Origin of the sequence: Fulvimarina fulva (assembly GCF_039652615.1) — a bacterium.
Classification (GTDB): Bacteria; Pseudomonadota; Alphaproteobacteria; order Rhizobiales; family Rhizobiaceae; genus Fulvimarina.
The window spans coordinates 1-11279 of record NZ_JBDJAC010000026.1 but is presented as its reverse complement, the minus strand read 5'-3'; the positions used below and the strand labels follow the sequence as shown (position 1 = coordinate 11279).

The 11279-nt window shown below is 59.5% G+C and carries 10 protein-coding genes, 1 tRNA gene and 1 pseudogene; all 12 read left to right on the top strand.

Annotated features, from left to right (window positions below; genetic code table 11):
• Nucleotides 1–290 precede the first annotated feature (290 nt).
• The 12 genes and pseudogenes from ABDX79_RS19485 to ABDX79_RS19430 all read left to right on the top strand — a co-directional run bounded on the left by ABDX79_RS19485 (nt 291) and on the right by ABDX79_RS19430 (nt 11161).
• Nucleotides 291–375, top strand: a tRNA-Leu gene (locus ABDX79_RS19485).
• Nucleotides 376–782: 407 nt separating this feature from the next.
• Nucleotides 783–1199, top strand: a complete 417-nt coding sequence (locus ABDX79_RS19480) for a VOC family protein (protein WP_346221961.1) — start codon at nt 783–785, stop codon at nt 1197–1199.
• Nucleotides 1196–2134 carry a 2-hydroxyacid dehydrogenase gene (locus ABDX79_RS19475; protein WP_346221960.1) on the top strand — a complete coding sequence of 313 codons (939 nt, stop codon included), beginning with the start codon at nt 1196–1198 and terminating at the stop codon, nt 2132–2134. Before ABDX79_RS19480 ends, ABDX79_RS19475 begins: the two co-directional genes overlap by 4 nt.
• 147 nt (nt 2135–2281) lie before the next feature.
• A pseudogene (locus tag ABDX79_RS19470) lies at nt 2282–2857 on the top strand (recombinase family protein); the annotation flags it as partial.
• Between the two features lie 103 nt (nt 2858–2960).
• A complete protein-coding gene (locus tag ABDX79_RS19465; protein ID WP_346221959.1) occupies nt 2961–3398 on the top strand; it encodes a hypothetical protein in 438 nt (145 codons plus the stop codon).
• A gap of 138 nt (nt 3399–3536) precedes the next feature.
• Nucleotides 3537–5891 (top strand): type VI secretion system Vgr family protein, encoded by a 2355-nt coding sequence (locus ABDX79_RS19460; RefSeq protein ID WP_346221958.1) that lies wholly within the window; start codon nt 3537–3539, stop codon nt 5889–5891.
• Between the two features lie 2 nt (nt 5892–5893).
• Nucleotides 5894–6943, top strand: coding sequence for a DUF4123 domain-containing protein (locus ABDX79_RS19455; RefSeq protein WP_346221957.1), 1050 nt, complete (start codon nt 5894–5896; stop codon nt 6941–6943).
• Between the two features lie 44 nt (nt 6944–6987).
• On the top strand, nt 6988–7791 hold the full coding sequence (locus ABDX79_RS19450; RefSeq protein WP_346221956.1) for a hypothetical protein: 804 nt from the start codon (nt 6988–6990) through the stop codon (nt 7789–7791).
• Nucleotides 7792–7798: 7 nt separating this feature from the next.
• A complete protein-coding gene (locus ABDX79_RS19445; RefSeq protein ID WP_346221955.1) occupies nt 7799–8377 on the top strand; it encodes an SMI1/KNR4 family protein in 579 nt (192 codons plus the stop codon).
• A gap of 72 nt (nt 8378–8449) precedes the next feature.
• Complete coding sequence (locus ABDX79_RS19440; RefSeq protein ID WP_346221954.1) at nt 8450–9151, top strand: hypothetical protein; 702 nt, start codon at nt 8450–8452, stop codon at nt 9149–9151.
• A gap of 162 nt (nt 9152–9313) precedes the next feature.
• Nucleotides 9314–9613, top strand: a complete 300-nt coding sequence (locus ABDX79_RS19435) for a PAAR domain-containing protein (protein WP_346221953.1) — start codon at nt 9314–9316, stop codon at nt 9611–9613.
• 18 nt (nt 9614–9631) lie between these two features.
• Nucleotides 9632–11161, top strand: coding sequence for a type VI secretion system Vgr family protein (locus ABDX79_RS19430; protein WP_346221962.1), 1530 nt, complete (start codon nt 9632–9634; stop codon nt 11159–11161).
• Nucleotides 11162–11279: the final 118 nt, after the last annotated feature.

Genomic DNA, 11279 nt, shown 5'->3' with positions numbered 1-11279 from the left:
TCGGGGTCTCCGTATGGTTCTCGGTTGAAGTCGCCAAACTCCACCTCGATCATACACCTCGATGGCCACCCAAGATCACACCGGCAGCGCCGGAGAAATTACACCACGTACTCGGACGCTAACCATCATGGCATCGGTAAACCCTCTTTTGCAGACAACTTCGCCAGAGCCACGGGAGCGATCTTCCGAACCGAACCGACGCCGGAAAGCGCGGTCAAGCAACTATCTTGGCGCAAGCCGAAATCGCGCGTTGACAGCCGGTTCGCCAACGCCTAATGGTCCGCGCCGAAGCCCAGGTGGCGGAATTGGTAGACGCGCACGGTTCAGGTCCGTGTGCCGCGAGGCGTGGAGGTTCGAGTCCTCTCCTGGGCACCAAATCCCTGTTTTGAGCGGTCCAACGAGACCCGAAACAGACGCCAAACCCCCGAAAACCAATAAGTTCGTCCGAATATGTCCGGGGCGGGGTGGTGTTCTCCAATTCGCTTGTTGGTATTGGCTGCCGGTCAGGATATCGAGCAATTGGCCTCTTCCATCGGTGGGGCGCGGACGTATTTTCATTCGTCCCCTATTCCGGCGATCTCGGCTGAACCGGCTTTCGCGTTCTTTCTCGGCGATAGCAGCCTCAGAAACCCCGGTGCGGCCGGGACCGGACTTGCCTGCCCCCTCCGTTTCGTGCTGGTTCTGATCGTCGCGCCCGGCAGAACCGATTTTTTCAGACGAAGGTTCGTCGACAATCAGACCCGGCGCGGCCACCCGCGACACGTCAGGAAGAAGCCCCCGCCATGTTCAAGCCCTTGTTTCATCTCGCCTATCACGTGGATGACCTCCAAGCCGCCGACCGGTTTTACGGCGTTCTCCTCGGGTGCAAGCGAGGGCGCAGCACTGACACATGGATCGATTTCGATTTTTTCGGGCATCAGATCTCGCTCCATCTCGGCACGCCGTTCGCGACGGCTGAAACAGGCAAGGTGGGCGATCACATGGTCCCGATGCCTCACCTCGGCGCGGTGCTTCCGCTTGAGATGTGGCGCGAGATCGCCGACAGGCTGACCGCGGCCGAGCTCGATTTCGTCATCGAACCGACGGTGAGGTTCGAGGGTGAGCCGGGCGAGCAGTGGACGATGTTCTTTCGCGATCCCGCCGGCAATCCGATCGAGCTGAAAGGCTTTGCAAACGAAGAAGCGGTGTGGGCCGTATGAGCCTCGTTCCCTTCGTCACGACAATGGCAGGCGACGAGGCCGAGGCGTGGCGGGCTGAGCTGCAGTCGGCCCTTCCCAGCCACCGGGTGGTCGATCCTCGCTCGCTGTCACCTGCAGACATGGAAAGCGTGGAGGTCGCGATCGTCGCAAATCCGGACCCGGCCGATCTCGCCCGGTTCCCGGCCCTGCGATGGGTACAAAGCCTCTGGGCCGGCGTGGAGCGTCTGGTGACCGCGCTTCCACCCGAAATCGGCATCGTCCGTCTGGTCGATCCGGTGCTTTCAGAAGCGATGGCCGAGGCCGTTCTCAGCCATGTCTTCTTTCTCCACAGACGCATGCCGGAATACCTTGCGCAACAGCGCGCCGGCATCTGGAGCCCGCTCGATCAGCCACTTGCCTCAGAGCGGACGGTTGCCATTCTCGGGCTTGGGGAACTCGGCACGCTTGCCGCCCGGCGCCTGTCGGCCTCCGGATTTCGGGTGCTGGGCTGGTCGCGATCGCCCCGTGAGATCGAAGGAATCGAAACGCATTGCGGTGAAAGCTCGCTCACGCTTGTCGTGCAGGCTGCCGAGATCGTCGTCGTTCTCCTGCCGCTGACCGATGCAACGGCAGGTCTCCTCGACGAAAAGACGCTCGCCGGTTTTCGCCCCGGTGCCTCACTCGTCAATGCCGGGCGTGGCCCGATCATCGAGACGAACGCGCTTCTTGCGGCGCTCGATCGCAGACACATCAGTCACGCCATTCTCGATGTCTTCGATCAGGAACCCCTGCCAGTAGGACACCGGTTCTGGGCCCATCCAGCCGTCACCGTCATGCCCCATGTCGCAGCGCCGACGAACAGGAAGAGCGCAAGTGCGATCGCAGCGAAAAATATCCGCGCCTATTTCCATGAAGGACGGCTCCCCGATCTTGTCGATCGAACTGCCGGCTATTGAGCGACCTATACCTGTTCAGCTGACAGCGTTTCGGCGGAGTATCACCATAATCCGGCTTGCTACACTTTCGAGCATGCGCGATAAACGAGCTTCCTTTTTCAGCCCGCTTTTCGTCTCTATCGGTCCCCTCACCTCTTCCATCGGCCCATGTCCCGCGTCTTTGCCTATGCCCGTGTCTCCACCGTCGAGCAGACGACGGAAAACCAGCTGGGAGAGATCCGGACGGCGGGGTTTCAGGTGCAACCGCGTCGGGTGATCGAGGAAACGGTGTCGGGCTCTGTCGCCGCCTCCGAGCGGCCGGGTTTTTCAAAGCTCGTTGACCGGTTGGAAGAGGGTGACGTTCTCGTCGTCACCAAGCTGGACCGGCTGGGCCGCAACGCGATGGATGTGAGGAAGACAGTTGACGAGCTCGCAGAGCTCGGCGTGCGGGTCCATTGTCTCGCGCTCGGCGGCGTCGACCTCACGAGCGCGGCTGGCCGCATGACCATGGGCGTCATCAACGCGGTCGCCGAGTTCGAGCGCGATCTCCTGATCGAGCGGACCCAGGCGGGCCTCGAGCGGGCGAAGGCGCAAGGCAAGACGCTCGGCCGACCGCCTCGCCTGACGGAGACCCAGCGGCAGGCTGTGGTGGCGAAGCTCGAAGGTGGCGCATCGATCTCGCGGCTCGCACGTGATTACGGCGTCAGCCGGCTCACGATCACCCGCGCACGAAACAAGCACAAGGAGGCGAACAGCCCTCAGGTAACCGAACCGGCTGAGCCATCGGAAAGATCTGTCGGGGCATCGGGGGCTGACGGCAAGCGCGAAGCCCAACGAGAGGCGGGCAATGCCGATCAAGCGTGATCTTCGCGGCTTTTATCCGATCGACTGGGCGGAGCTTTCGCGCTCGATCCGGTTTCGCCGCGCCAAGGGGCGCTGCGAACAGTGCGGACGGCCCCATGGTGAAACGGTCTGCCATCTGGGCGATGGGCGCTGGTATGATGCGGAACTGGCGGCCTGGCGAGACGGGAACGGCCGTAAGCTGCGCACCAATCTGCCCGCACCGGACAACCTGCCGACGGACTTTTCACCCGCCTTTACAACGGTTTATCTCGCCTGCGCCCATCTCGATCACGACCTTGCCAATAACGAGGCCACCAACCTCGCCGCGCTTTGCCAGCGTTGCCATATGATCCACGATCGGCCCCACCATCTCGCACGCCGGAAGATCACCTATCTCATGCGCCGTGCGATCGGTGATCTCTTCTCAGGACGGTATCGATGAGGACAGCGCGCTCGGGCACCTTCCTGCACAGATCACGCTGCGTTAAGATTACGCGAGTGCCGGCGCGCATCGCACTGGCGGACACTGCTATCCTGCGGTAGACAAAACACCTCTTATGGCGCTGGTGAAGGATCGGTCATGTCCGTCACGCTCTCTCAAACTGAACGGCGGGGCCGGCTCACGACCGTTCTCGGCCCGGACACCGTCGTGCTTTTGCGCATGGATGGCGAAGAAGAGCTCTCAGGCGATTTCGAGTGGCGCGTTGAGGCGCTGTCCGATCAGGACGGCATCGACCTCAATGCCCTGATCGGCACCCATGCCACCATCGGCATCGAGACGGAGGCCGAGACCCGCCAGTTCGACGGCATCGTCTGCGAGGCGGCCCATGTGGGCCTCACCGAAAACGGCAACCGCTACGACTTCGTGCTGCGGCCTTGGCTGCATCTCGCAACGCTTCGGCGCAACCAGCGCATCTTCCACGACAAGACGGTCGTCCAGATCGTCGAGGAGGTGCTCCAGCCCTATGCCGACAATGTGGGCTCGCCTCATCTCGAAGTCGCGCTGACGGAGGATTATCCGGTCCTCGAATACACCGTGCAATACGGCGAGAGCGATGCCGATTTCTGCCGAAGGCTGATGGAGCGTTTCGGCATCACCTGGTCCTACCGGCACGAGGACGGCGCGCACATCCTGCGCCTCACCGATCATGTGGACGCCCACGACCTCATCGCTGGCGAAGGCGGGGCCCGGCCCTATCGCGGGGTCGATCGCTGGCATCCGGGCGAGGAAGAGCACTTTCGCGAGTGGCATGGCGGCACGCGCGTCACCACCGGCGCGGTTCGCCTGACGGAGTATAACTTCAAGACGCCCCACGCCGCTCAGGAGGTCGATCGTCCGAGCCCGACCATCGAGGACCGGGCGCGCATGGAAAGCTTCGATTGGCCGGGCGATTATCTCGATCGCGGCGAGGGTACGGGCGTCGTCGCACGGCGGCTGGAAGAAGAGCGCGGGCAGGCCCCGCGCCACCGGGCCAAGGGCGAGGTCGCGGGGCTTGGGGCGGGCACGCTCGTCGATCTCACCGGCGATCCCATCCCGGGGGTCACCGGCGAGCGCTTCATCTGCCTGAAGGCGACCCACCGCTTCCGCTCCCAGGCCTATGGCTCGGGCAGCCCGGACGACGAACAGCGCGGCTATGACGGGGCCTTCGTGCTTCTGCCCACCGATGCGCCCTTCCGCCCCGAGCGGCGCACCAAGCGCCCGATCATCCAGGGGCCCCAGACGGCGGTGGTCGTCGGCGATGGCGAGATCGATTGCGACGAATATGGCCGCATCCTCGTTCGCTATCACTGGGACCTGAAGGGCGCCTATTCCATGCGCTGCCGGGTCTCCCAGAACTGGGCCTCCAAGGGCTGGGGCGGCATGGTGATCCCGCGCATCGGCATGGAGGTGATCGTCGAGCATCTCGAAGGCGACCCCGACAAGCCGATCGTCACCGGCTGCGTCTACAACGGTGCGAATATGGCGCCTTACGAACTCCCCGCGAACAAGACGCGTTCGGTCTTCCGGTCCGACAGCCACCAGAAGACCGGCTTCAACGAGATGACCTTCGAGGACAAGACGGGCCGGGAGAACATGTTCTTCCACGCCGAGAAGGATCATACGAGCCGCGTCCTCAACGACCGCACGGCCCGCGTCGATCGGCACGACGTCTATTCCGTCGGCGGCAACCGATCGGTCGAGGTATCGCGCAACCAGAAGACCGAGGTCGGCGGCTCGTCGACGACGGTCGTCGGCGGCACAGGCCCGATGGCGATCGGCGCACTCGCGGGGGTCGCCGGGCTCACGGGCAACACGGCGGGGCTTCTCTCCCAGGCCGGCCAGATCGCCGGCGGGGGCGGCGCGGCACTGGCCGGCTTCGTCGGCACCCTCGCCTCCACCGCGCTCGGCTTCTTCTCCGGCGGCGGGCTCGGCAGCCGGGGCGGCGTCGTCTCGGGCCCGAACCCGCGGGCCGATGCGGGCACCGATCTTGCCGCGAGCGGCACCGGCGTCGGCGAGGCTGCCTCCGGTCTCTTCCCGATGAGCGGCATCATGAACACGGTCGTCGAGAAGTTCCAGTCGACCTCCGTTGGCATCGCCCAGGTCGATCAGGTGGGTCTCTCCAAGGTCACCAATGTCGGCGCGACCGAAATAACAAACGTGGGCAAGGAACAGCGCACCACCGTCGGAAAGACCATTCGCATGGAGGTCGGCGACTTATTCGACCTCTACGCCAAGAAGACCTTTCTCGGGCGTTCAAAAACATGGACGATCGCAGCCACAGAGAAGATAGTTCTGACGACACCAGGTGGGTATATCGAACTTAACAAGCGCGGAATTAAGCTACACGGACTGCGCATCGATATAGAGGGCAACAAAATTAATTTTACGCGCGGTGGTCCGGGGCACACAGAGAGCAAAGACTTTGCGGAAGAATGCCCGGAGCAAAAAAAGTGATCATGGATCCAGTCAAAGATTTTGCCCGCTCACTGATCGACGGCTCTCATACAAGTGATGGCCCGCATCTAATTGTCGGCCTGGATCCGGGACGCCATCCGCAGCTGCCAGCCGTTGCCAAAGGCTTGAGCAACGACGCTCGCTGCCTATACAATGGCGTTGCTGCTGATGAGTACGGTCTGATGGCCCCTTGGATTGTAGAAGACCCGTACCGGACCTTCTCCGAATATCTCATCGATGAATATATTGGCGAGAACTGCTTCGTGCTGTTCCTCTCTAATATTTCATTCGATGAATTCCATATGAAATTTCGTAAATTGGTGAAGATCGTCGAAGTCGAAAAAGGAGAGCGCTTCTGGCGCTTTTTCCGACCTGACGGTTTGGGGACATTTTTGCCATTCATGACCGTGGATCAGCGCGCTGCTATATTTTCCGGCATCAAACTCATGGGAATGGAAGTACACAACGATCCCGAGGTGGGATTTGGAGCCATGCAATTCAGAGAAGATGGCTCTCTTGCAACAAAATTTCTCGTCCCGATGGCAGAGCGGCCGCTAGCCGTTCGTGACGCAATCATACATGACATCGCCACGAGCCTGCCAAATAATATGAAACTCAATCTGGAAGGTGCCGCAGCACGACCACGGATGACGTTTACGACAGCCCAGATGGAAGCTCCGGTGCTTTTCAACCGTCCCAAGCTAATTGCCTCGACGATCAGGGTTTTGGAAGAAGACTTCGCATCGGCGATGGCAGTCATTGGCGAGCGGCAACTCGCGATGCATATCAGTTATGGGATCGACCTCGCGATGAAGAAGAACCTTTGGGACGTTACGGCAATCCAGACATTTGTGGATCTGATGTTTCGGGTAGCTCCCGGTTGGCATCGCCAGCGCAGTCTTGCTGCGGTTCTGGATCGGTCCGATCTTGCACCAATGGAAAAGCTGGAATTGATCGTGACCGAGTCATTCAATTCGGCCTGGGATGAGGCGGCGACATTCAATTCGACGGATGAGTGGTATCCGGGCGGGTTCGGCAAAAGAGATATCTAGAATGTCTTGCGGTTCTATTTTCCAGAATTCGGTGGTGTCCCGCCATGGCTGAGAAATTCAACTCATCGCTTGCGGATGAATTGCGAACCTCGGTTATGAGGCAGGCCGGTGAAATAAACCCGCAATTAGCGCTCGATGTTGCAGGTATCTTTGACCCAACTCCAATCTCCGACGCTGCCAGCACTGGCCTCTCTTTATGGAATGGTGAATTGATCGATGCCGCGCTTGGTGGTGTTTCAATGGTTCCCTATCTCGGTGATGCGCTCGCCAAGCCTTTCAAGATCATTCGCAAATACGGCGAACCTGCCGTTAAGGTTGTCGATGGCGCGGTCAGCTGGCTCCGAGGCGGGACGGAGAGGATGGTCGCCGCACTGCGTGAGATCGAACCTGCGGGAGTCCAGCGTGCCAGAGAACGCGCAGCCGAAGCTGTAAGGAATGCTCAAGCGAGAAAACGGGCGAATTGCAATACCGAAGAATGCAAGAGCTTGCGCAAATCTCGCATGCCCAAAAATGGTGGCCGCTGGGACCCGCCTGATGCGCGAGAAACAGGCGATGGAACGTGGCATTTCACGGATGTGAACGGCAACGCGCGGTCAGTCCCTTATAAGAACGGCTATCCAGACTTCTCAAATCATTTCAAAGGCGGCGGTCCCTATGAAATATCTAATCCAACTGGTGACGTCGGACATGATACCACGATGTTATTTAAGGAAAAGCATGTTCCGCAACCTCGCAATACAACACTGCATCATCTAGAGGATGGCCGCGTGGCGTTCGTAGACAGTTCTGTTCATGATGCTGTTCCCCATACCGGATTCCGCGCCATCCAAAACACAGAATTATTCTGAGGCAGATATGGACCTGAAGGAAATCAACCCGTTCGTTTACAAAATGTGGGATGAATATCGTCATCTAGGCGACGATTACTACGAAATTACGGGCATTGATATGATAGAAAGCATTGAAAACGAGATAGGAGCGAAGCTTCCAGAGGATTTTATAGAGTTTTCATTGAAATATTCATGCTTTGATTCCTCACCTTCGCTAGGAATGGCTTATTTCTTCTGCAAATTCTCCGATCGCTCTGTAATTCAGGCGACGTCACTTTTGACACCCCCGGGATCGAGCATCCTGCAAGCCCTGCGATCCCTTCGCCGCCCTCATCCAGCGCATCCACAAGTCCGGCGAAGAGTGCCAGAGGGTGTCGTGCCGTTTAATGCCGGGACGGGGCACTCGACGATCATGCTCGATGTTCGCCCAGCGACCCATGGGCAGGTCCTTTTTCTCGATAAAATCAAGGTCCAGAACTTTGGCACGCCTGACTATGACTGGGACAATATCGGCTGGGTTGCCAACAGCTATACCGATTTTCTTCGTGGACTAGGCACAGAGAAGGAACTCGTTGCAAAACATAACGTGCCCGTAAAGCCATAACCGCACGATCCGCTGGGGAATAAAGATGCAGGTCAAGCTTCGAACCTGGCGCCGAGAGGAAGCCACCGCTGAATGAACCTGCCGAGCGAGCGATATACCGGTATGGTTCGGCAGGCGAAACTGCAATGCGACGATATCATGGCTTCGTCATTCGAGAATTGGAGCGAGGCATTGACGCAGGTGGCATTCGAGGTGCCGATACACAGCGTTCTCTTTGGACCAAGCGACCTCAATCGGTTGCTTTCATCTAATGCAAATTATGCATCTTCCTTCGGACGCCGCCCACAGAGCGTTGACGATCGGCTGGCCGCGATACTGATCGATCTGCCGTCCGAAGGACATTACTTTCCGAAGATCGGTCCAGTTAGTTGGAAAGAGCGGCCAGAGGCCTATGCCGTTTCCGGGCTGAGGCCGTTCGACAGACTCGCCCTTCTAGCCTCGTGCATCACCGATCGCATGGCGGCTTCGCTACAGATTTTCGTTGAGGCGGAAGTCCCAACATATCTGCACTTCTTTCCATTGCGCGATATGACCATGGTGCCGGAGGCCCGCATCACTGTCAGGAGCGGCCGTGTCTCGCACGCTCGTTGGTCACGACCGGCTGCTGCGCGTGATTATCCTGGTGTCAGAGCTTCGCTTATGAGTTTTGCCAGAGCGACCAGCGCGGAAATGCCGATGAGTGACGTTGTGCTAGACTTGTGTATCGACGATCGGTCACAAAATGGGGAAGTTCGGTTAATTGAGTTCAACCCCAAGCTGGCTGAGGTTTCATAGTAAATAGACAATCAAGCAACAATATTTTCGATTGATTTTGCATCACCAGACAAGTAATCGTTATTTTCTTTACAAAAACTCTACTACCACGCGTTGATTATTCAATAAATGAAGCATCCAATTGCATAATAAGGGCAACGAAAGAGAATAGAGAGATCACCAATGGGTAAGCCCGTCACCCTAAAAGGCCATGCCCATGTCTGTCAGATGGTCGACCCCGGGCCGCGGCCGCATGTCGGCGGCCCGGTTATAGAAACCGGTCAGACCTATGTGACCGTGAGCGGCATACCGATCGCGACCGTGACCGACAAGACGCTTTGTAGCGGCGTGCCGACGACCGCCAAGATCGTCTCCGGTTCTGCGATCGCCAATATCGACGGCAAGAAGATCGCGCGGATCGGCGACACCTGCGAGCATGGCGGGAAGCTCGTCCAAGGCGTGCCATGGATCACGTTCGAGTAGCCTGAGGCCCACGACCTCATCGCTGGCGAAGGCGGGGCCCGGCCCTATCGCGGGGTCGATCGCTGGCATCCGGGCGAGGAGGAGCATTTTCGCGAATGGCATGGCGGCACGCGGGTCACCACCGGCGCGGTTCGCCTGACGGAGTATAACTTCAAGACGCCGCACGCCGCCCAGGAGGTCGATCGTCCGAGCCCGACCATCGAGGACCGGGCGCGCATGGAAAGCTTCGACTGGCCGGGCGATTATCTGGATCGCGGAGAGGGTACGGGCGTCGTCGCGCAGCGGCTGGAAGAAGAGCGCGGGCAGGCCCCGCGCCACCGGGCGAAGGGCGAGGTCGCGGGGCTTGGCGCGGGCATGCTCGTCGATCTCACCGGCGATCCGATCCCGGGCGTCACCGGCGAGCGCTTCATCTGCCTGAAGGCGACCCACCGCTTCCGCTCACAAGCCTATGGCTCCGGCAGCCCCGACGACGAACAGCGCGGCTATGACGGGGCCTTCGTCCTTCTGCCCACCGATGCGCCCTTCCGCCCCGAGCGGCGCACGCCGCGCCCGTTCATCAAAGGCCCCCAAACGGCTGTGGTGGTGGGCGATGGCGAGATCGACTGCGACGAATATGGCCGCATCCTCGTGCGCTATCACTGGGACCTGAAGGGCGCATATTCCATGCGCTGCCGGGTCTCCCAGAACTGGGCCTCCAAGGGCTGGGGCGGCATGGTGATCCCGCGCATCGGCATGGAGGTGATCGTCGAGCATCTCGAAGGCGACCCCGACAAGCCGATCGTCACGGGCTGCGTCTACAACGGTGCGAATATGGCGCCCTATACGCTGCCCGCCAACAAGACCAAGAGCGTGTTCCGATCGGACACCCATAAAGGAAGCGGCTTCAACGAATTCACCTTCGAGGACGAGAAGGGGCGTGAAGAAATCTACATGCACGCCGAGCGGGACAACCGCATCCATATCGAGAATTCACGGACCAAACGCGTCGACAACAATCAGGCAGAGTCCATCGGTCACAACAAGACGATCGAGGTCGGCAACAATCATCACGAGGTCATCGGCGGCAACATGACCCTCATGGTCGGCCCCAACATCCTTCAAAAAGGCGTGACGGCGGCCATGGGCATCCTCAAGAACTCGATGGGAGACCTTCTCACCGACAAGCTTGGGGCCTTCACCGACAAGCTCGGCTTTCTTTCCAATCTCACCATGGGCGAAGGCAATCTCATTGTCGGTGTCGGCAAGAACAAGGCCGAGACGGTTATGGTGAGTTCGACGGAGATCGTCGGCGGCGCGAAGACGACCACGGTTGGAGGTGGTTACCAGCTTTCGGTTCAAGGCATTCGGCACGACAGCGTTTTGATGGGCGCTTACGAGGAGATCGGTCAGAACAAGACCGTGGTTGTAGGCAAGACGTTCGAACTGGTTTGCGGGGACACGAAACTGCGCATGGAATCATCCGGCAAGGTGACGATCGAATCCAAGACGATCGATATGAACGCTTCGGAACGGATCACCCTCAAAGCCGGCAAGATCGAACTGAACTAGGCCACGTGGACAAAGGTTGACGTATTTCCGTTTGGTTGATTCAAGGCTGCCATTTGGAGGCAGTTTTGGGCGAACGCATTGGGATATCCGACGAAGACTGGGCGATCATCGAGCCCCT